Annotated in this window: 5 protein-coding genes; 1 reads left to right on the top strand and 4 read right to left on the bottom strand. The window is 43.8% G+C overall.

The genetic code is table 11. From position 1 onward, the window contains the following. Positions 1-2,868 (top strand): FAD-binding and (Fe-S)-binding domain-containing protein (locus tag KCG35_RS18995; protein WP_215821447.1); only part of this gene is annotated, 2,868 nt, incomplete at its 5' end. A gap of 254 nt (positions 2,869-3,122) precedes the next feature. Here the strand turns inward: KCG35_RS18995 and ectB are convergent. The 4 genes from ectB to KCG35_RS18975 all read right to left on the bottom strand — a co-directional run. Next, positions 3,123-4,415 carry a diaminobutyrate--2-oxoglutarate transaminase gene (gene ectB / locus KCG35_RS18990; protein ID WP_215821446.1) on the bottom strand — a complete coding sequence of 431 codons (1,293 nt, stop codon included), beginning with the start codon at positions 4,413-4,415 and terminating at the stop codon, positions 3,123-3,125. Between the two features lie 46 nt (positions 4,416-4,461). Further along, on the bottom strand, positions 4,462-5,877 hold the full coding sequence (locus KCG35_RS18985; protein WP_215821445.1) for an MFS transporter: 1,416 nt from the start codon (positions 5,875-5,877) through the stop codon (positions 4,462-4,464). 68 nt (positions 5,878-5,945) lie between these two features. Next, entirely contained in the window at positions 5,946-16,220 is a 10,275-nt protein-coding gene (locus KCG35_RS18980; RefSeq protein ID WP_215821444.1) for a non-ribosomal peptide synthetase, read from the bottom strand. A gap of 11 nt (positions 16,221-16,231) precedes the next feature. Further along, on the bottom strand, positions 16,232-25,568 hold a 9,337-nt coding region (locus KCG35_RS18975), incomplete at its 5' end, for a non-ribosomal peptide synthetase (protein WP_215821443.1).

The raw sequence follows: 25,568 nt of genomic DNA, 5'->3' as shown, positions 1-25,568 counted from the left end.
ATGAATAACTGGAATGTATTCACACAACAACTGGCTTCTATTTTCAGCAAAGAACAACTCATCACAGATGAAGTATTACATTATGCTTATAGTACTGATGCAAGCTGTTACCGGCTTCTACCTAAATTAATTGTCCACGTTAATCACGAACACGAAATCAGCCAACTATTACAGCTGGCTAATCAATATCAAGTTGGTATCACATTTCGTGCAGCAGGAACCAGTCTTTCTGGACAGGCAATCACTGATAGTGTACTGGTTGTTTTAGGGCCTGACTGGAATAACTATCGTATTGAACAGGAAGGTACCGTTATACAAGTACAGCCAGGCGTAATTGGCGCTCATGTTAATCGCTTATTACAACCCTGGCAACGAAAATTAGGTCCTGATCCTGCATCAATTAATAGCTGTAAAATAGGTGGAATAGTAGCCAATAATGCCAGTGGTATGTGTTGCGGCGTTGCCGCGAACAGCTATCATACATTACGTCATATGCGTTTAATGTTGGCTGATGGTACGATACTGGATACGGCTGACAACAACAGCATAAAAGCCTTTAAACAACACCATCAACCACTGCTTGATAAATTACAGCAATTAAGCCAACAAACACATGCTGATGCATCCTTATCAAAACGCATTAGACATAAATACCGACTTAAAAATACAACAGGTTATGCTATTAATGCGCTCATTGATTTTACAGATCCTATTGAAATTTTAATTCATTTACTGGTTGGGTCAGAGGGCACATTAGGTTTTATTTCTTCTGTCACACTCAATACTATTAAGGATTATCCTTACAAAGCAGCAACACTCGTCGTATTTCCAACGTTGGTAGATGCCTGTCAAGCCGTAGAAACATTACAAACGATGCCTGTAGCCGCTGTCGAACTCATGGATAGTCGTAGTCTGCATGCTGTCGCGACACACTCCGCAATGCCTGGAACACAGTCCCTATCACCACAAAGCGCGGCAATACTTATCGAAACGCAGACTGATTCTGAGGCCCAATTAAACCAATCTATAAAAATAATTGAACAATGCCTCTCCCATTTTCAACCTTTAACACCAGCCAGATTCACGACAGATAAAGATAACATCGATCAACTATGGGCTATTCGTAAAGGCTTGTTTCCTGCTGTCGGTGCACAACGTAAACCAGGTTCTACAGTCATTATTGAAGATGTTGCCTTTCCTATTGAACACCTTGCTGCGGGTGTGCAATACATCCAGCATTTATTTACTAAGTTCGGTTACAGTGATGGCATTATTTTCGGACATGCCCTTGCTGGCAATGTACACTTTGTATTTTCTCAACGTTTTGATAACGCTCAGCATACACAGCAATATCAACAGTTTATGGAAGAAGTCTGTAAAGGTGTGGCACTACAATTTGGAGGTTCATTAAAAGCAGAACATGGCACAGGTCGGAATATTGCACCTTTCGTTGAACTGGAGTGGGGATCAACTGCTTATCAGCTTATGAAAACGATAAAGCAGATATTCGATCCAAACCATATTTTAAACCCAGGTGTACTTCTGAATGACAATCCACATGTGCACTTGGAAAATTTTAAAATCATGTCGTCATCTCACCCACTTATCGATACGTGCATAGAATGTGGTTTTTGCGAAGCGGTTTGTCCATCCAAAAATCTATCTTTTACCCCAAGACAGCGAATTGCGGTATGGCGAGAAATTACCCGACGTCAGCAACATAAGGAACCCGTTAAACATTGGCTTCAACAGTTTCACTATTATGGAAATCAAACCTGTGCAGCAACAGGGCTTTGTGCAAATCGCTGCCCTGTGAACATTAATACCGGCGAGTTTATCCGTTCTTTACGCCAACAACAGGCTAAACACGCTCGCTTAGCCCAGTGGACTGCAAACCACTTTGACTTATGCCTGACTGGTATCAAAATGGGTCTCAAATTGGCGGAATGGAGTGGCCAATGGGTTGGTAGAGTGCGTCAATATCACCTCAGCCAAACACTACACAACCTGTCAGGTAAACGGCTACCTCTATGGCCATCAACGTTACCTTTAGTCGTTACTCAACAGTGCTTAAAAAAATATCCTCGATCTTCTACTCAGAAAGGTATAACACCGAAGAAATTTGATCCATCAAAAACAATTGTTTATTGGCCTAGCTGCGTAACTAAAGTTATCAGCGGAACCAAATCTCTACCACCACTGACCATGCTCATCCCTGATATCCTTATGCAGTTGGGATTTAATGTCTTAACGGTAGATGAAAAAGCACTTTGTTGCGGGCAACCTTATTTGAGTAAAGGGTATAAAACGATAGCGGAACAAAAACGTCAGCAATTACACGACACACTATTCCTTTATTCCAATAATGGTAAATGGCCGATCCTTGCAGATACAAGCCCATGTTTACTACAAACCAAAAATAGCAGTCACTTAACGCTTTATGAGCCTTTTAATTTTTGTCTAAAATATATCGTTAACTCAAATAAAGGCTATTTGCTTACCCCAATCAAAGAGCAGATTGCTTTGCATATAACATGTTCTACCCATCGCATGGGACTTACATTACAAGCCCAACAATTAGCTGAACACTGTGCACAAAAAGTGATTATTCCTCCTGACATCAGTTGCTGTGGGTTTGCAGGAGATAAAGGTTTCAATTTCCCGGAATTAAATGCGAGTGCCTTAGCAACACTAAAATCACAGGTTGCAAACTGCTCCCGTGGTTTTAGTACAAGCATTACCTGTGAAACAGGTCTTAGTTTACACAGTGGTATTCCGTATCAGTCTATCTTTTATCTAGTAGCAGAAGCACTGGGTATTAATACCAGGACAGATGCAAATAAAAATATTGTTGAGGAAGGGAAATGATATAAATTGGTGAAAAATCAACCCGCAAACAAAACAAGCATTCTGACAAGTTCACGGGGTATTTTATTTTCGCGAAAGGTTTACTTAAACTTGAGCAAAAATTTTTCTATACTCAATACGAAGGATTTTTAGGGGCGGCCGTCAAGTGATGAAGCCCCAGGGACTTATATTAATAAGTGACTGGGGTGGCAGTTAAATGCTCCTGCATAAACTGCCACCCCATCCTTGGTGTTCAAGAGCGCTGACAACAAACCCTAAAAATGATTCGTGAAGGGTATATCATGATGTAAAGGTGTCATTTCTCTATTTATTAATTCCTCAATTCCAAAGCCTATTTTCCTTAAACCTTCTTCTAATTGAGCAGAATCGATTGTTAATGGGGGTAATAACTTAACAACATGATCATCTTTACCACATGTTTCGACAAGTAAATTATTTTCAAATAAGACTCTCGACAACTGTTTTGCCAAACCTGGTTGTGGTATATCTAACCCCCAAATCATTCCTCGACCTCGAACAGACATATCCAGCTCTGGGTAAGCAGATACTAATTGTTCAAGATAATCTTTTATGATGCAACCTTTTTTATGTACTTCTTGTGATAAGTCATCGGTAGTCCAATTTTTTAATAACTCTGTAGCAGCCACAAACGCCAAGTTATTTCCTCTGAAAGTACCTGTATGTTCACCAGGTTGCCATTGATCTAGTTCGGGTTTTATTAATGTAAATGCTAATGGCAAACCGCCACCAATCGCTTTTGACATACAAATAATATCAGGTTTAATGCCTGCAAATTCAAAACTAAAATACTCTCCAGAACGCCCATTTCCGACTTGAATATCATCAATGATCAAAATAATATCATGGGCCTTACATAGTTTTTCAATATCCTGCAGCCACTCTTTGGCAGCAGTATTCACCCCACCTTCACCCTGAATGGTTTCAAGAATAATCGCAGCAGGTATTGAGACACCACTACTTGAATCTTCAACCAGTTGCCTTAAATACTCAGCAGTATTTATGCTTGATCCAAAATAGCCATCATAAGGCGCATGGTATACATTCGCACGACCACCATAACTTTGGTTTTGGTAATAATCATTAGCCGTTAACGCTAATGATCCCATTGTTAAACCATGATAGCCTTGAGTAAACGCAATAACATTAGATCGTTGAGTCACTCGACGAGCTAATTTAATAGCAGCCTCTACAGCATTAGTACCCGTAGGTCCAGTGAACTGAATTTTATAATCAAGATTTCTTGGCATCAAAATAGTTTGGTAAAAAGCTTCCATAAACCTTTTTTTTGCCACAGTTGCTTTATCCAAACTATGCAATATTCCTTGATTACTTAGGTAATTGATAAGCGCTTGATTCACTTGTTCAGGGTTATGTCCATAATTAAGCGTACCGGCACCCGCAAAAAAATCCAGATACTCGTTACCCTGCTCATCCCAAATAACCGCGTTCTCAGCACGCTCAAAAACCGTCGGAAAGGACCTTACATAACTTCGTACTTCAGACTCAAACTCCATAAAGTTATTCATACTTTATCCCTTAAGTGCAAATATATTCAGTAAAGTATTTAAAATATTAGTGCGTTGCTTTTTCAATCACTTTATCCAAGCTATCAAGGTCAGATAACCATTTAAATAAGGCAATATTTAATAATACAAGAAAACCACAAATACTATAGAGTAATAGAATGCCTTTACCTGGACCTACCCCAATGACAGAACCCACAGTACCAGCAAGCAATCCGTCAACAGCCATAAGTGGCTCAAATACATGATCAGCCAGTGGCCCTGCGACTAAGAATGATATCGGTACTGCCAGCTGGGCAAGCAATGTTTGAATACCAAATACTCGTCCCTGAAGTCCAGTAGGCACAACCGTTTGCCAAACGACCTGATCACAACTATCAACAGTGACAAAACAAAGTGTAACAATAAAACCTATCGCACTTAAAATGATGATGGTGTACTGATCAAAAGCAAATGCACCACCGATAAGCATTATTGACGTTCCCATGAGCGCTAGAAATAAATACATTCCTTGGACGCGTTTTTTTGGTCCTCCCCAAATACTTAGTAATATCCCCCCAGCCAATGTTCCCAAACCAGAAATACTTAAAATGGTACCAAGCTCAATCACATCATAAAAACTTAAAATCAAAGGTGTAAACAGAATCTCAACCATTCCTATACTAAAATTTACGATAGAAAAGAACAGCAATAATTTCAAAAGTGATGGTTGCGTTTTAAGGTAGGTTAAACCATCACGTATATCTGACTTCCAGTTATTTTTATTGTCTTTTACATCCTCTATAATTTCTCGCCCATCCCCCCTCTTCAATAATGGGTTAATTGAAAGCAGTACTAAAATAACGACAGAAAAACTACATATATCAACAATAAAAATACCCTTCAAATCGATCGCAGCCAATGCAAATGCAGCTATAGCAGGTGCTGCAATTTGAATTATGCCCATACCTCCCTGTATAAATCCTTGTGCTCTTCCTAAATGCTCTTTTTTTACCAGTACAGGTATCAACACAATAAATGTTTGATTAACCAAACCATTAAATACTGAACTAAAACACGCAAGAATAACGATCTGCCAAACTTGAAGACTATCTGTTGCATATAATACCAATAATAATAAAGTACAACAGCCTGCACCCGCATGCCCCAAAATCATCAATAAGTTTCGTGGATAACGATCAATAATTGTTCCCACAAAAGGCGCTAAAATCAACTGTGGAGCTAAGGCAGCAAACCCAATCAAACTATATGCGGTTGTTGAGTTCGTTGTTTTATAGACCCACTGACCTAAAGCAAAATCAGTAATCATAGTACCCAAAACAGATACCATGGTTGCCGTTAATATTAAACCAAAATAATAAACACTCATGCTTCCCTGGTTAATATTAACTGGCTTTTCAACCCTCATATCAATCGATGAAGAATCCATAATACGGCAGCCATATTTATCAGACAACAGAGTCATTTAAGAACTAAAACCACACCATTGCCTATATATTAAAATTTCTTAAAGTATTTCACGACATGTTTCTATTAGCTTGAAATAAAACATCTGATTTTGTCAGCTAAATCATCAACAAAATCAGGCTTTAACATGGTAAAGTGGTCTCCACTGACTTGCACTGGAGTTTCCAGATGATGATAGATTCCTTTATAACGGCTAATGACTTCACTTAAAAATGTTTGATTGGCAAACGAATTTCTACTGAATAGAAATGCTGTTTTTGTTGTAAGTAATTTGCTTGGCTGATAATTCACATACAACGCCATTTGACGTTTACTTAAATGAATAAAATCGTTAGTAAACTCCTCCGGAATTTTATTTTCAATACAAAGGGTTCGTAATACACTTACAGGACACCCTGCACCATTGATCGCTGTGTTTACTTGTTCTGTGCTCAAACCAAAAAACGACTTTAGTCCAAGAGAGGCAATATAGTGATCTATGACGAAGGTATCTCGTTTTTCTCTTTTCGCCACCATCGAAGCTTCTAATAATGTGTCAAGTAAAACTAGGCGCACGTTCTTATTTTTTCGCTCCAAATGAGCAGCAAGCTCAGTGGCAAGACACCCTCCAAATGAATGACCTATAAGCGTATATTCCTGATCATCAACAAAGCTTTCGAGATACATTTCAGTTAAAGAAGACCAGTCAAGACAAGCATCTTGTGTTTTAAAAATCTCTGGATCAACTACATTAAGATTCACATCATTTTTTAGGCTATTGGCCAAATGGTAAAAATCAATGCCTGTACTACCAATGCCAGGAAAACAATAAACCGTTTTCTGGTTAGCATTATGTGTAGTTAGCTTGATCATTATATCCCTTGTAGCCTGCTTATTTATAACTTTTCCTTTATTTTTATTATTGTGGGTTTGCTCTGATTTACTCATACTTCCTTTCTGTGATAACCCATTTATTGTATCACTTACTTCCTGCATCATACCATGCGCATCTCGCCCATTATTTTTGTCCAGGCAGTGAGCAACGATTTTCTGTAAGTACCTAATGTAACTATCAGCTAAACCTTTAATGGTTTTTTCTTTATATTGGTATTTACTAAAGTTAAAAACAACTTGTAAGCACCCACTCGAAACAATCGCATTTATACCCAGCTTATAAGGTCTTTGTCGTCGTGAACTTATCCATGCTCCTGTATTACCAAAGACATCACTTTGATCTGAATGTTTATCATCTCTTGCACTTTCAAATTGACCTAGATAGTTGAACAGTACCTCAGAAGGTGTATGTGCATTTATGACTTCGCTATCCCGCTTAAGATAGCGAAGCACACCAAAACCTAAACCTTTTTGTGGGATCGTACGTAACTGCCTTTTCACGGTCTGAATGTGTTGGGCAATATCCTGAGCGCTTCTTTGTAAACACACCGGAAATACACTGGTAAACCAACCAACAGTATCATTTAAATTAATCTCTGAGAAAATCATTTCCCGACCATGCCCCTCCAGCGAAAAGCGTGTTGCAGTACTTCTTGTCCAGTCAGTTAGACTCAGCATGAGTGCTGTAAGCAACAAATCATTTACTTGAGTGTTATAACGTTGATTCGCCTTTTGGAGTAATGCGGTTGTCGTATCTCGATCCAAGTAAACACTCACATCACTGCTTGCTTTAAAACTCTTATCTTGCTGGTAGTATGATGCGGGATAGTCAGTGGGCAATGGCGCTACTGGCTGACTTAACTGTTTTAACCAATACGCTTTTTGAGCCTGAAGTTCATCAGACTGACTGTAGGTTAAAAGCTGCCTTCCCCAAAGTTGATAGCTTGTTGTTTTAACACCTAGATCAACAGCCTTTTTAGCCAAAAGCTGTTGCAATGCTAACAATAGATGCTGCGTTAATAACCTTAATGAAACCCCATCAACAATTAAATGATGCAATATCCAAATAAGTTGATCGGCTTGCTGATTTCCAAACTGTAGCCAAATAGCTTTAGTTAAAGGTGCTGATTGTAGCGATAAACTTGCCTGTACTTTATTAGCAAAACGTTCAATAAGAGGTTCCTGATCTTCCACAGCAACTTTGGTTAGATCACATTTCAGCACACTATCTTTAACGGTTATATTATCCTGGTAACTACTTTTCCATAACTCCTGTGTATGAAAAAGTCCCTGTGTTTGGAAAAACCTTAATCGAAAAACATCATGATGCTGACAAACTTCAGTAAGCGCCTGTATCAATAGTGTTTCATCTACCCCATTTGGCAATGACATTCTTAGTGCCTGATTAAAATGATGCCGATCTATCGGATCACCATCACCATCAAGAAATGATTGTTGAACTGGCAGTAAAGTTTGCTCTCCAGTAACACGCACTACAGCAGATTGCTTTTGATTCACATGGCCTTTTACCACTTTTTGGGTTACTGCTTTTTTGGCTAATCCTGCAATTGTTGGGTATTCAAACAAATCACCTACTGAAAATTTCAAACCCATTTTAAGGCTTTGAGAGGCTATTTGCATTGCAATAATTGAGTCCCCCCCCTCAGCAAAAAAATTAGCTTCTGTACTTATTCTTTCTTTATTTAATACGCTTCGCCAAATTTCATGCAGTAATATTTCATTTTCAGTTGCTGGTGCGCTATAAACATCCTTCGTTTCATCAAGCACATATCGAGTGAGTAATTTTCTGTCAACTTTACCATTAGCATTGACCGGCAAACGTTTTATTAAAATAATTTTCTGCGGACGCATATAGTCAGGAAGCTGCTGTCTTAACTGCTCATTTAAGCCATCAACCACCCCCTCAGGCACTTCAGCTTTAGCCGCAACAAATGCAATAAGTTGCCCAGATTCATGGCATACAACCGCTGTTTCTAGCACTGAATGATCAGCTTCAATTAGCGCTTCGATTTCTTTTAATTCTACTCTAAAACCTCGAATTTTAATTTGATCATCATGCCGTCCAACAAAGGCTAATTCACCATTATTAAGCCTGCGAACGTAATCACCTGTTCGATAGAGTTTAGCTCCTGCTTTACCGCTAAACGGATCATCATTAAAGCTTTGCTGTGTTAACTCTGGCTGCAAATAATAACCTTGAGCAACACCCTCTCCTCCTAACCATAATTCACCTACAACCCCTACTGGACATAACTGGTTATAATCAGGATTACTTTCAGGAAAACAAACATAAGTTTTAATATGTCCTACAGATTTACCTATGGTAACCAGTGCTTTATCACACTCAAGTTTTTTGGCCGTCGCCCAGATCGTACCTTCAGTTGGCCCATATTCATTGACTAAATCGCAGTTATTTGTCTGCGTATAATGTTGTTTAACAACCTGTTCCGAGCAAGCTTCACCCGCCAGAATCACTACATCAAGTGATTCTGGCAATATCATATCATCAGCAAAAAGCAATTGTGAGTAATAAGAGGGCAACGCTAATAAGTGGCTAACCTGCTGCTCACTTAGTAACGTTCTTAAACTTGCTAAATCCATTATATCAGTAGGTAAACATAATTTACCTCCAGTACATAATGTCCAATAAATACCCGCTACAGAACTGTCAAAAGCAAATGATGAAAGTAATAAGTAGCTTGACACCGGGGACTGATAAAATTCATAACGGGCTTGGGTAGAAACAGCTAGATTATGTTGATTAATCGCTACGCCTTTGGGTTTACCTGTAGAGCCAGAGGTATAAATGACATAGGCTAAGTTTTCAGGATTCGTTTTAATATTTAGGTTTGTTGCGGGTAATGTTTCAATGTGTTTTTTGACTACAACCTCATCCAAAATAATTAACTGCTGTTTTTCCACAATTATATGGCTTAAACAATCATTTTTCGTTATCACGATACCTGCTTCACTGGCCACTAAAATATGCTGATTTCGTTCAGCACTGTAGCTAGGATCCATAGGTAAATAAGCTCCACCTGCTTTAAATACCGCCAGCATGGCTATAACAACTTCAGGTGAACGAGGCAAACAAATGGCAACCAACTGGTTAACTGAGACGCCCATAGAAACTAACTGACGCGCTAACTGATTAGCTTGCTTATTAAGCGCTTCATACGTCAGTTGTTGGTTGTTATGAACTATGGCTAGCGCATGGGGAGTTAAACTCTCCTGCCGTTCAAATTGCTCAAGCACTGAAGCAGAATACGTTGATTTAATATCAGCCTGACTCAATATTTGAGAAATATGCTGCTGTTCCGATACAGACAACAAACTGAGTTGAGCAACTCTTTTTTCTAGTAAATGTGGCTTGATGGAAGTCATTGCAATTAACAGCTGTTGCCATTGCTCACTGAGTCGTTTGACTGAAGCATCATCAAACTTATCCTGTTGATAGAGCATTCTGACATGACAGGTTTTGCCTGGAGTAATCGTAACACTCAGCGGCAAACTGCTTTGTTCGATGCCATCTAAATCCGTTATGGGTAATCCTGCCTCATCTTTGTGGAGTTGCTGTAGTTTTTCTTCCATAGGAAAGTTCTCAACCACAAGCAATGTATCAAATAACTGACTGCCTGGGCTGAGCTCACTCCACTTCTGAATATCAACCAGCGGTGCATAACTATAGCTATCATGACTTGCTTGCGACTGCTGCAACGCCTGCAACCAAGGACCTAATGAGCTTGACTCATCAAACTGTACTCTTAAAGGCACACTATTGATAAACAAACCAACTATATCTTCTACACCCGCAATGGTTTCTGGTCGCCCTGACCGTGTTACCCCAAATACCACATCACGAACACCACAATAACGGCTCAGTAATATTCCCCAAGCACCTTGAAAAACTGTACTCAGAGTAACCTGCGCCTGCTTAGCCAGCTGCTGCAACTGCGCAGTTAAATGCTCACCTAAGCTAAACTGGAACTCGCCTTCAGATTGCGCAGCATGAACATCTACTTGGGAAACAACCAATGGCGATGGCTCAGTAAAATCTTTTAAATAGCTTTGCCAATAGCCCTTTGCGGCATCCAAACTCTGTTGTTGTAGCCACTGGATATACTGTCGATAAGGCACTACAGGGGATAACTGAGCAGGTAACCCTTGTTGATGTGCACAATACAACGCTTCCAAGTCCTGAATCAGTATGGGTACTCCCCAACCATCCAGCAAAGCATGGTGGTGTGTCCAAATCAGGTGATTCTGCTCATCAGCCGCTTGCACTAACACCAGTCGCATCAGAGGTGCTTGATCCAGCTTAAAAGGTGTTTCTCGTTCAGACTTCAGCAACGCTGCCCACTCAGTTTGGTATGCCTCTGCAGCGAGTCCTCTCCAATCCACTGTTCGCCAGAGCAACTCAACCTGACGTTGCACCAATTGAAGTGGTTGCGCCTGATCTAAATGAACAAATGCGGTCCGTAATATGGCATGCCTTGCTACCAGCTGTTGCCAGCTATGTTGTAAGTGATCCGGATTAGCGGCTCCAAAGCTAAGCATGAGCTGCGTGATATACACCCCAGAATCTGGCTGCATCTCACTATGAAACAACATGCCCTGCTGCATTGGGGTACAAGGATATAAATCCGCTAGCTGCGGATAGTCAGCCTGAAGCTGATCAAGCTGGTGTGATCCTATTTTTGCTAAAGGAAAATCACTAGGTGTATAAACACTAGGGGATTCTACACAGTGTTCGACAATTGTCGTGAGATGCTTGAAGAAGTTATCCGCCAGACTTTGAATCGTCGAGGCATTATATTGATAGCGGTTATAATCCCAGACCAACTGCAGTTGCCCCTCACTGACTAGCCCACTGATACTCAAACGATGACTTCGTTGCCGGCGGTGGCTAACCCATGGGCCTGTATTTTCAAAGCTACCATTTAACACCACACCTGAGTGAGGCTGAGGTGAAGGCGACGTCTGATCAACATGACTATCAAACTGCCCCAGATAATTAAACACCAGCTCAATGGGCTCAATAGGCTTCAATGTCTGTTGATCATCATTAAAGTAACGAAGAACGCCATAGCCAATCCCCTTATTAGGGATAGCTCGTAATTGTTCTTTCACTGATTTAATCAACGAACCTAACTCATAGGTATCTCGATTAAGCGTTACAGGATAGGTGCTGGTAAACCAGCCAACAGTCTCATTAAGATCAATATCCTCAAATAATGCTTCTCGACCATGGCCTTCCATTTCTAAGCGAATAGCCTGTCCCCGATTCCACTCAGTGATGGTCAGCAGTAACGCTGTTAGTAACAAGTCATTAATTTGGGTGTGATAGCTTTGATTCGCTTGTTGCAATAACGCCTGAGTTGTGGCGCTATTCAAGCTAACGGTCAGCTCAGCACTGGCTTGATAGGTATCATCTGCCTCTGAGGCTAATGGTTGATCCACAGGTAAAACCGAAATGGGCTGACTTAATACCCGTTGCCAATAGGCTTTTTCTTGGGTTAAAACCTCTGACTGGCTGTATTTGATCAAACGCTGCCCCCATTGCTGGAAGCTACTTGTACCCAGCCCCAGCTCAATGGGCTTACCTTGTTGCAACTGGTTCAGTGCATACTCCAGATCCTGTAGCAAAATACGCCAGGACACACCATCGACGATTAAGTGGTGAATCACCCATAACAGTTCACTTTCCCTATTTTCGGTTAGTGAGGTCGGCTTCCATACCAGCAAACTCAAGGGTGCAGGATTCAGTTGCAAGCTTGTTTGTGCCTTATAGGCCAGCGTATCCCAGTCAGCTTCTGAATTAACTATGTGGATGCTTCGTTGTATCGCCTGTTCACTTAATTTCTCTTCATATACGCCTTGCCATGACAAAGGTTGTTCTTGAGATACCTGTTGAAAGGATAAACGAAACACGGCATGTCTTTTATAAATGGCTTGAACAGCCGTACGCAGCTGATCTTCTGTGACACTTGCCGGCAAGGTGATACGCATAGCTTGGTTAAAGTGGTGTAAATCAACCTCATCTCCACTCAAAAAGGCTTGCTGGATGGGTAGTAAAGGCTGCTCTCCTACCACAACATGGTCAACGTGTTTATTGATTTGACTTACTTTGAGTTGCTTAGCCAGTTCAGCAATCGTTTGATACTCAAAGACCTGACGTGTACTCAACTGATATCCAGCTCGCAAGGTCCGAGATGCAACTTGAATGGCTAAAATCGAATCCCCACCGATAGCAAAAAAGTTATCGTTTACACCAACAGGATTAACACCCAACACCTGTTGCCAAATTTCACAGAGTACAGTTTCTGCTTCAGTCGTGGGTGCCACGTAGCCCTGTTGTAACTCATACTGTGGCTCTGGCAAGGCTTTTCGATCCACTTTTCCGTTACTGGTTAATGGAAAGCTGGCCAATACGACCATCCCGCTGGGTACCATGTAATCCGGCAACTGCTGTTTCAGACTGTCTCTTAATTTATTCGCCTGTTGCTCACTTGTCGTATAATCAGCCAGTGAAGCTGAGTCCGCAGGCACTACATAAGCCACCAGTCGTTTACTTCCAGTATCCGTGGCTTTTACCACAACCAGGGCTTCTGCTACATCGGTCTGGCTCAACAAAGCATTTTCCACTTCGCCCAGCTCAATCCGAAAACCACGGACTTTTACCTGGTTATCCGTCCGGCCCATAAATGCCAAGGTGCCATCTGCACACCACTTCACCAGGTCTCCCGTGCGGTAAAGTCGTGCATCAGGGGTTTTACTGACCAAAGCCTTACCAATAAAGGGATTAGCGACAAACTTTTCTGCCGTCAGCGCTGGATTGTTTAAGTAAGCGAGCGCCACGCCATCTCCACCCGCATACAACTCACCCACAACACCAATAGGCACTGGCTGCTGATAGGCATCTAATACATACACCTGAGTATTACCGATCGGTCTACCAATGGGTATTGGCTGCTCCACAGGCCAGTCTTTGGGAATGGGGAAACAACAGGTAAATGTCGTATTTTCTGTGGGACCATAACCATTAATGACAGTGACCTGGGGATACTGCTGATAACAACGCACCACCGACTGTGGCGAGACTACATCACCGCCAGTCAGCACATAGCGTAAGCTGGGCATTGCAGGCAATTCAGCGGCCACCCACTGATCAAACAGACCAGAAGTTAGCCAAATCGTATTGACCTGATGTTGGTTAATGCAAGTGGCTAACTGGGCCGGGGCCACGACCTCTTCCGGGTACAACACCACCTGACCGCCCTTAAGGAGCGGTCCCCACAGCTCTAAGGTCGCAGCATCGAAGGTCACCGAAGCGGACTGCAACATCACTGTGCTTTGGTCCACGGGTACCTCTGGATTATTCAAAACCAACCGTAAAATACCACGGTGTGGTACTACCACCCCTTTTGGCTGCCCTGTTGAACCCGAGGTATAAATCACATAGGCTGGGCTGTGCTCATTCACAGACACCACAGGAGCGGTTGTAGGATAGGTCGCCATAGTGTTTTGCACATCAAGACTATCTAACACTACCGCCTGTTGATTGGTCAGAGGTAACTGCTGCTCCAAACCACTTTCCGTCAATACCCAACTAACCTGACTGTCACTGAGTAAATACTGTAATCGGTCTTCCGGATACTGTGGGTCTAACGGTACATAGGCGCAGCCCGCTTTTAAAATCGCTAATGTTGCCACAACCATATTCAATGAACGAGGCAGGCAAACGCCAACCAAGCTGCAAGGCGTTACACCTTGGGCAAGCAAATAATGGGCAAGCTGGTTGGCCCGAGCTTCTAACTGCTGGTAGCTCAGTGTTTCATTATTCATTAGCACTGCAACAGCCATAGGGGTTGCTTGAGCCTGAACAGTAAACTGCTGGGCCACTGATTTAATGGGTAAGTTGAGCGACGGAGGATTCCAATCCTGCAATAACTGTTGTTGTTCTTGTTCAGTCAGCAGGAACAACTGTGTCACTGGTAATGTTGGTAATTCGAGGGCGGAAATCAGTAACTGATTAAAATGGGCCGCTAATCGATTGATTGTGGTGGCTTCAAACAGGTCAGTGTTGTATTCCCAGTCCAGAGCCAATCCATTGGGCTGTTCATCAACATTCAGGGTTAAATCAAACTTAGCGGAACTGGCTCTAACGGGAGCTTCTGAAATGCTAAGCCCCGCCATATTAATCTCAGCCTCCTGATTATTTTGCACTGCAAGCATGATTTGAAAAAGCGGGTGGTAACTTAAATCTCTGGGCAGTTTAAGTTCATCTACTAACTGCTCAAAGGGTACTTGTTGATGTGCAAATGCACCTAAAGCCACAGACTTACATTGGGTTAATAGCTCAGTAAACGTAGGGTTAGTAGATAAATCAGTGCGCAAAACCAGACTATTAATAAAAAAGCCTATTAGGCCTGAGACTTCGCTTTGATCTCGGTTTGCCGCCGTCGTACCCACCACCACATCCACTTCACCACTATAACGACTGAGCAGCATTGAGAGTGCAGCATATATACCCATAAAGAGTGTGGCATTTTGCTGTCGACACAGCATTTTTAGCTGCTTAGTCGCATAAGCTGGCAACTCAGACTTTAAAATAGCCCCCTGAAAGCGCTGTTGAGCAGGCCGAGTCTTATCCAGAGGTAAATTATGAAGACGGGGTAAACCTTGCAGCTGTTGCTGCCAGTAGTCCAACTGCTTTTTTAATACTGGTCCAGCCAAAAATGTTCTTTGCCACACAGCATAGTCAATATACTGAATAGCCAGGGAGGGCAATGGATTTTCTTCACCTTTAACATACGCCTCATAAAGGGCACTCAACTCATTAAACAGCACACTCATTGACCAACCATCGGCAGCAATGTGATGAATCACAATCAACAGAATGGCGGTATCACTATCCAGCAGCCATAGGCTAGCTTTCAACAATAACCCTGCGGTTAAATCAAACGCATAATTTGCCGCATTATCCATTAAGGGCTCTACGGCTTGTAATGCTTGCGACTGGCCCAGCGGCGTTAAATCATCAACATCCAGTCTAAATCTATCGGCTATAGGCACCACTTGTTGAACGCCGTGTCCATCCTCAACACTGAATGCAGTACGGAGGCTTTGGTGACGTTCAATAATCGTCGCTAAAGCTTTTTCAAGTGCCGCTTGGTTTAAGCGGCCATTCAGTTGTAAAGCAACGGGTATGTTGTAGTAACTGTTTTTTCCTAATAACTGATCAATCGACCACAAACGTTGCTGAGCATACGACAGTACATGCTTACCAGATCGATCCTTAAGGGGGACTATTCGTGCTGTTTGAAGCTTTTCTTGCTTTTTCTTAGCAAGTAACTGCTCAACCAATGCCCGCTTTTCTGGCGACAGACTTTCCAATTTACGCTTTAATTGAGCGTCAGCAGATACACTGTTACTTCTATTATCCATCCGTGTATACCTTATTCTTCGCTGGTTTCAAGGAGTTGAGCAAGTTCATCAATGGCTAAGTCATCAACCTGGTCCAAAATATCACTCAGCAGTTCATCATCTTCAGCGTTAAGCTGTTGGTCCAAGAGACGACTTAATTGGCCAATGGTTGGTTGTTCGAACACGGCGCCTATCGCCAAATCAACCCCAAATGTGGCTTTCACCATCGCATTTACCCGCATAATGAGTAGCGAGTTACCACCAATATCAAAGAAGTTAGTTGTGGTACTAATGGGCTCCTCAATAGCCAACAACTGTTGCCAAAGCACCATCACTGTTTGCTCAGTTTCCGTGGCAGGTGCAACAAACTGCATCTGCTGTGTATAGACAGGCTCAGGTAGTGCTTTGCGATCAACTTTGCCATTAGAGGTAAGCGGGAAAGATGCCATCAACACAAAGGCATCAGGCATCATATAATTAGGTAACTGCGCACTGACAAAGTCTTTTATATCAGCAGTCACTTCTTCGTCTTGCGTTCTTGTAACCAGATAAGCAATGACTTGTTTACGACTAGCGCTGTCTGTCCCATGGTTTTTGATCACCACCAGAGCACTACTCACTTGCTCATGACCTAGCAAGCAGTTCTCTATTTCACCCAGCTCCACACGATAGCCACGAATTTTGACTTGGTTGTCGATGCGGCCAACAAACATTAAGGTGCCATCCGCTTGCCAACGTACTAAGTCACCCGTCCTATACAGTCGCTCATGCTCCGCAAAAGGACTGGAAATAAAACGCTCAGCCGTTAGTTCTGGTCGGTTCAGATAACCAAGGGCTACGCCATCGCCGCCGGTATACAGCTCACCTACGATACCAATTGGCACAGGCCTTAATCGGGCATCTAGGACGTAAACCTGGGTATTAGAAATAGGCTGACCTATAGGAATAGGCTGATCCTCTGGCCAACTTCGAGGAATGGTGTAACAGCAGGTAAAGGTGACATTCTCTGTAGGCCCATAACCATTAATCAACGTGACATCAGGCTGTTGTTGATAGAATCGTGCAACGGACTGAGGATTAACCACATCCCCCCCGGTGAGCAAATAGTTCAAGCTAGGCAGAGGTGTCTGATTGATCGCCACAAACTGATCAAATAGCCCGGAGGTAAGCCATAACATATTCACCTGAAACTGGTTGATTACTTCTGGTACCTGCTGTGCATCAACCATGGGCTCAGGGTATAGAACAAGCTTGCCACCATTGAGTAACGGACCCCAGATTTCCAGTGTGGCCGCATCAAAGGTTACGGATGCACATTGCAACATCACTGTATCTGCGGATAACGGCACACTCTGATTATTTTTCACTAATCGTGAAATGCCTTGCTGTGTTACTCGTACCCCTTTTGGTAAACCTGTTGAGCCAGACGTGTACATCACATAAGCAAGCTGATCAGCGGGGTTGATGTCCCTATCCAACGGTGGACTGGTCGCAGGTTGCTCAGCAACAGCTGCCTTAATGTCCGTGCTGTCTAAGCAAAGAGTGCCCCCCTCATATGCAGGCAAACGATCATGCAAGTGCTGCTGGGTAAGTACAAGATTTAGCTGGGTATCACTCAACATATGGGTAATGCGTTCAGCAGGATATTCAGGGTCAAGAGGAACGTAAGCAGCCCCCACTTTAATGATCGCTAACAGTGCAGCCACCATCTCCACTGACCTATCCATACATAACCCAACCAACTGCGCAGGCTGAACCCCTTGTTTAACCAGGTAATTAGCAAGCTGATTAATTCGCTGATCAAGGTTTTCATAACTCAGCTGCTGATCCCGATACACCAAGTCTCGATAAACCAAGGCTGTGCTATCAGGCGTATTGGCCACTACACTTTCAAACAATTGGGCTAAGCTAAGGTGCTTAGGATACGGCTGAGTCGTTTGATTCCAATGTTGTAGTTGCTGTTGTTCTTGTTTTGTAAGTAAAGACAGGTTTGCCAGCGGCTGATCTGCAGATGCCACCATCACTGACAATAACTGCTCAAAGTGTTCAGCTAATCGACTGATCGCCACCCTGCTTACCTGTATAGGCTGATATAGCCATTTAACTTCAATGACATCATCAGGCATGACTGTCAGGGTAATAGGGTAATTAGTCTGCTCTTCACCTACTGATTCAATCAGTTTCGGCAACTCAGATGCAGTCTCACCATGAGCCTGATCGTTATCCTGGGTAAGGGCTTTATCAACGGGATAGTTTTCGACCACAACCAACGTGTTGAATAATGCCAGGCCTGGACTGAGATCACTCCACTGCTGAATATCGGTTAACGCACTATGACAGAAGCGATCATGATCTTTTTGAGAAAAATGAATAGCTTGCAGCCAATTCTTAAGAGATTGCGATAAGTCATCAACAGCGACCCTGACTGGCAAGCTATTGATGAACAGCCCCATCATTTGCTCGACACCCGGTAACGGAATATTCCGTCCTGAACGGGTACAACCAAACACCACTTCCGGATCACCGCTGTACCAGCTAAGAAGTAATGCCCAGGCCCCCTGCATAACAGTACTTAGGGTAACCTGCGTTTGCTTCGCGAGCTGTCTAAGCTGATGACTCAGTTGTGAACTAAGAAGGCAGCTTAACTCAGCATCACTCCCAACAGCGTCTTGAGCCGCCTGCTCATTAAATAAACCAAGCTGGGTTGGTGTAATAAAGCTCGCTAAATAGCTTTGCCAGTAGGCCTTTGCTTCCGCCTTAGACTGTTTGGATAACCAGTCAATATAACGCCGGTAAGGCACAACACTAGGTAGCTTCGCAGCTTCGTTTTTACTCAACGCCTGGTAATGGGCTAATACCTCTTCAAAGACCATGGGTAAACACCACCCATCGAGCAAGGCATGGTGATTAGTCCAGATAAAACGACAACAGCTGTCAGTTTCTTGCACCAAGGCAAAGCGCATTAAAGGTGGATTATCCAGAGCAAAAGGTGTTGTTCGCTCTTGCTTCAACAGTTCATTCAACTGGCGTGTTTGCTGATCAGGCTCTACCTGCTGCCAATCACGTTTCTGCCAGGGCAGTTTAACCTGTTGATGAACCACCTGTACTAGTTCACCACTACTGACCTCGACAAACCCAGTTCGCAAGATGTCATGCCGTGCAACCAACTGTTCCCAGGCTTGCTTGAAGCGCTGGACATTGAGCCCTTCAAAGACCAGCTGCAACTGACACATATACATCCCTGATGCCTCATCCATACTACTGTGCATCAGCAACCCTTGCTGCATAGAAGTACTGGGGTAAATGTCCAGCAGGTTAGGATAGGCCTGATCCAGATCTACAACTTGTGCTGCACTTAAGTCAACCAAGTTAAAGTCTGATGGTGTATGCCCTCCCTCACTGTTAAGACAGTGATCAACCAGATCGGTTAAGCATGCTTGATAGACATTAGCCAAACACTCAATGTTTGCTGTGGGTAATACCTGAGGATCAAACTCGAAATTAAATTCAAGCTCACCATTAACTGCTATTCCTGTGATTTCCAAGGGATGCTGTCTACTTCTGGCGACACTCTCTTCTTTACCCAGGTAGCTGAAGGCTGTTGCCTCTAATGACTCATCAACTTCTGTTGTGAATTGGCCTAGTGTGAATTGACCTAGATAGTTAAATACAACCTCAGATATAACATGACTACGAGTAGTTTCTGGGTCCTGAGCAATATAGCGTAATAAGCCAAAGCCCATACCTTTATTAGGCACAGCCCTGAGCTGCTCTTTCACTGCTTTAAGCATATTCCCCCAGCTAACCACTTTCTTATCTGTAAGATCAGGTTTAGTGAGCAGTACAGGATATAGACTGGTAAACCAACCTACTGTCTGACTGATATCTAAGTCATTAGCCTGGCCTGCAAGGTCTGGCTCTCGACCATGCCCTTCCAGATCAATACGAATAGCCTGAACCCCTTGGCCAGTCGCAAACGCTTCCAGTAAAGCCGTTAACAGTAAGTCATTTATTTGGGTGTGATAACACTGGTTTGCCTTTCCTAACAGCTGTTTTGTTAAGCTTTTAGTAAGCTTAATACTCACCGTTTGATTGGCTTGCTGTGATTCAGAAACATACTGCTCACAAGGTAAAAGCGATGTAACAGGTGCTTGTAGGATATTCAGCCAGTAGTCACGCTCACTCACCAGTAAATCAGAAGCACAATACTCATGCAGTCGCTGTCCCCACTGTTGATAACTACTGGTTTTAGCTGACAGTGAAACTCGCTGCTGCTGACTTAACTGAGCAAGGCCCTGCTCCCAGTCCTGAATTAACACCCGCCATGAAACACCATCCACAATCAAGTGATGCATTACCCAAAGCAACTGATCTGGCTGTCCTTCTGGTAATTGGCACCAAACCCAGCGACACAGCGTACCTTCTTGCTCAAGGCTTAAGCTCGCCTGAGCCCTATCAACCAATGCTTTAATATGATCAGCTAGTGCAGCTCCAGCCAAATGACGACAGTCTTCTATCCATAAAGACTCAACAATACGAGCTTGATAATCATCCAGATAATGTCCTTGCCATTGCGCTTCTTGCTGAACAAAAGCCAGACGCATCACATCATGGCGTTGGTATAACGCCACCAGTAATTGGCGAAGTGCAGATTCATTAACTTCCTGGGGAATTGCCAGCCACTGGGCCTGATTGAAATAATGTAAATCAGTCTGATCACCGATTAAAAAACGCTGCTGAATCGGTAGTAAGGGTTGCTCGCCTTTAACCGACTGCTGTGAAATCGTACTGGTGACTGCTTCAACATACAGTGCCAACTCAGCAATTGTTTGATGCTCAAATAACTGCCGTGTCGCCAGCTGATAACCTGCCTGCTTGGCTTGTGAAGCCACTTGAATGGCAAGAATAGAATCACCACCTAAGGTAAAGAAATTATCATTCACACCAACCTGACTAATGCCTAAAACATTTTGCCAAACCTCACAAAGCGCTACCTCAGCGGCTGTTTGTGCAGCCTGATAGTTATCGTTCATAAAGTCATAATTAGATTCAGGCAATTGTTTGCGATCTACTTTGCCATTTGGGTTCAGCGGTAAGCTATCCAACTGAACAAATGCTGATGGGATCATATACCCTGGTAACAACTGTTTAAGTGAGTGGCGTAAAACAGAAATAGCGTCATCTTCAGCTGCACTTTCATCCACAGCAGCTCCAGCACCGACCCAGTAAGCCACCAGTCGCTTATCACCAGCCTGATCTTCTCTGACCATGACGTAAGCTTCTCTGACGCGTGGCTGCTTCAGCAATGCAGAAGTCACCTCTTCCAACTCAATCCGGAACCCCCGTAACTTCACTTGATGATCAACACGCCCTTGGAATTCCAACTCCCCATTAGGTAACCAGCGAACTAAATCCCCAGTCCGATAAAGTGTGATATTTGGATCAAAAGGACTTTGAATAAAACACTCTGCTGTTAAATCAGGTCTATTGAGGTAGCCTCGCGCAACCCCTACACCACTGACATACAACTCACCAATCACTCCAGGAGGAACGAGCTGTTGGTGAGGATCTAAGACATACACAGACTTACCAGGAATCGCTTTACCAATAGCAACTTGAGCACAGCCTGGCGAAATTAGCGCTGTTGTAGTACAGACAGTTGTTTCAGAGGGGCCATAACCATTAAACATAAGACGATCTTTAGCCCACCTCCTCGCTAGCGGGAGCGAACATTGATCCCCTGCCACACTAAGGTGGGAAACTTTTGGCCATTTATCTACATCTAGAACAGCAAGCAGTGCAGGTGGCAATGTCACATGAGAGATACGTTGAACGTTGACCACATCGGTTAAAAGTGTCTCTGACAACACCGTTTCTTGGGTAAGTAAAACAAGTTCAGCCCCAGCACAAAGCGCTGAACTCCACTCGGCAACAGCACCATCAAAGCTGAATGAAGCAAACTGTAACAAGCGACTATTAGCGGTAACCATAAAACGCTGCTGTAAGCTGATCGCAAGGTTTACCAAGCCATCATGTTGCAACATCACACCCTTCGGTTTACCTGTAGAGCCTGAGGTATAAATAACATAAGCCAAATGATCTGGTTTCAGTCCAATACTGTCAGGATCAATATTCGTTTGCGGATAGCGCTCCAGTTGATCAGCCATATCGACATGATCAATAACCAACAGCTTAAAGGATACTTGCCCTGTAGGTAGCTGTTTAACGAGGTGTTGCTGAGTAATCACCAGTGATAGTGCACTGTGACTGATCATGTATGACAGTCGCTCTTCTGGATAAGTCGGATCAAGGGGTACATAGGCACCACCTGCCTTCAAAATACCCAACAGCGCGATAATGAGGTCAATCGACCGGTCACAACAGATACCGACTAAATTATCTGGTTCAATACCTTCCGCTATTAAGTAACGAGCTAACTGATTAGCCCGGTGATTCAGCTCTGCATAGCTCACCGTTTTTTCACCAAAACGTAGCGCTGTGGCCTCAGGATTAGCATTTACCTGTTGCTCAAATAGCTGTTGAATACAGAATGCTTGAGCATCAACATGCGCTTCAGTAAGCGGTGTATGACCCTGTGTCAGCAACTGCTGCTGAGCCTCAATGCCTAAGCACTGCAACTGATACCCAGGTACAAAGGGTGCATCGACAATGCGCTCTAACAACACAGCAAAATGCTCTGCCATTCTGGCAATCGTTGCCTTTTCAAACAGGCTGGTGTTGTACTCCCAGCTTAAAGCAAGCCCTTGACTGGTCTCCTCTACATTCAGGGTCAAATCAAATGCGGTCACTGTGTTGTTAGCTGGCATGCTTTCCCAGTCAACCTCATTCAATTCCAGCTTACCTGCTGGGGTATTCTGCACTGCTAACATGACTTGGAATAAAGGATGATGACTCAAGTGTCGACTCGGTTGAATCGCTTCTACTAAATGCTCAAACGACACATGCTGATGCTCATACGCCTCTAATGCCGTGGCCCGGGTTTGTGCCAAAAGATCAATAAAGGTGCTATTGGGTGCTACATGGGTACGAATCACCAGGTTGTTAACAAAGAAGCCAACCAGTGCTGACAGTTCCAGTTGGTCCCGGTTAGCCACAGGCGTTCCTATCAAGATATCCTGATCACCACTGTAGCGACTGAGTAACAGTGAAAGTGCTGTATTCAGCCCCATAAACAACGTGGCGCCTTGCTGCTGGCACAAGTTGATAAAGCGGTTTGTTAGCTGACTGCTCAGCGAAGCCTCAAACACATCACCGGTATACACCTGCACCGCAGGTCTTGGCTTATCAAGGGGAATACTATGAATATCGGGCGCGCCTGACAGTTGTTGACGCCAATAGGCCAAATGCGCTTCAAGATGGTCACCCTGTAACCATTGCCGTTGCCAGATAGCATAATCCGCATATTGCAGGGGTAAGGGCGTTAACGGCAGCTGTTCGTCTAAACAAAGTGCGTTATAACACTGACTCAGCTCTGTAATAAGCACATCGGCAGACCAGCCATCTGAGGCAATGTGGTGCATGACAACCAGTAACACTGACTCGTACTCACTGAGTTTCAAACAGCTTACCTGGAGCATCAGGTCTTCGCTTAAATCAAAGCCTTTGGTGATAAATGCCTGTTGGAAAGCGGCGATCTCTTGTGCTTGCTCTGCATCAGAGCATTCTGAAAAATCAACTTCAACAAGAGGAAATACTGCAGGTGCTGAGTTTACTTTTTGATAGGCAATACCTTGAATATCGTTGTGGTATGTCGTCCTTAAAACTTCATGACGTTCAACCAACAACGTCAGCGTTGTCCTTAAGTGATCTAAGCGAGTAACGCCTTTCAGCCGCAAAGAAGCGGGCATGTGATATTGCTGACTGCCACCCTCCATTTGATGAATAAACCACAAACGTTGTTGTGCATAAGACAATGGAATATGCTGTGGCCGCAGCTGAGGTTCAATCTTAGTCAGCGCAATATCGGTACCAGTCTGCGCAATACTGGACTGGGAGGCTTCAGCATCAATGTGTTTTGCCAAGTCACATAACACCGGCGCGGTAAATAAGCATTTCACAGAAAGCGCTTTACCGAACATGTCCTTAATACTGGCTAAGACTCTGATGGCCAATAATGAGTGCCCACCCAGCTTAAAGAAGTTTGCATGGGCACTGACAGGGTTATTGAGTTCCAACACCTCCTGCCAAATCAACGCCAGCTGTGCCTCAGTTTCTGTGGTGGGTGCCACATAGTCATCACCCGCGGTATATTCAGGCACCGGTAACGCTTTGCGATCCAACTTACCGTTCGCATTCACCGGGAACGCGGTCAACACCACCCAAGCGGCTGGGATCATAAAGTCAGGCAACTGTTCTTGAAGCACCTGGCGTAACGGTTCAATCAATAAGGCGAGATCTGCAGAAACAACCTCAGCATCTGTTGGCACCACATAGGCCACCAGCTGTTTATCCCCTGGCTCATCTTCACGGACCAGCACCACTGCATCATGCACTGCGTCCTGATGACGTAACGCGGTTTCAATCTCACCCAATTCAATCCGGAAGCCTCGGAGCTTGACCTGGGTATCCAGTCGCCCAAAGAACTCTAACTCACCATTGGCGAGCCAGCGCACTAAGTCACCCGTGCGATACACCCGTGCCCCAGACTTAGCGCTGAATGGATGCGCAATAAACTTCTCGGCAGTCAATTCAGGGCGATTCAGATAGCCTCGTGCCAAACCAATCCCGCCAATCAGTAACTCACCGGGCACGCCCACAGGCACTAACTGTTGTTGGCTATCCATGACATACACTTCTGTGTCTAAGGTGGCACTACCGATAGGCACACGCCCCCCACCACTTGCCAATTGATCCGCGCTTCCAGCCCCTAACCAGTAAAGGGTCGAGGAAATGGTGGTTTCTGTGGGTCCATAGTTATTGATTAATTGACAATGTTGCTGGGCAGGTCCCGTCAACCAACCTTCGGCAAAGTCTGGTGGTAACACATCACCACTGACCACTAATCGGCTCAGAGAAGTCCCTTGCCAAAAGGCGGTATCCATGAGCACAGGCTCTAACAAGGCCTTGGCATACATAGGGGGGAATTCAGTAATGGTGATGGGGTTGGCTTGTAACCAGCTGACAAACTCTGCCGAGGTCCATAACTCAGCAGGCCGAATATATAAACAGGCACCCGTGGTTAGTGCTTCAAACACCTGCTCCACTGCTGCATCAAAGCCAATGTTGGAGAACTGCAATACGCGGTCTTCAGCAGTGATGTCATAAGCCTGGATAATACTTTGGATATGGCTGACCAATGCCTGATGCTCAATCATCACTCCTTTGGGCTTACCCGTAGAGCCAGAGGTG

Source organism: Zooshikella harenae (assembly GCF_018837975.1).
Classification (GTDB): domain Bacteria; phylum Pseudomonadota; class Gammaproteobacteria; order Pseudomonadales; family Zooshikellaceae; genus Zooshikella; species Zooshikella harenae.
The sequence above is the reverse complement of the archived record's forward strand: the minus strand, read 5'-3'. Positions and strand labels throughout refer to the sequence as shown.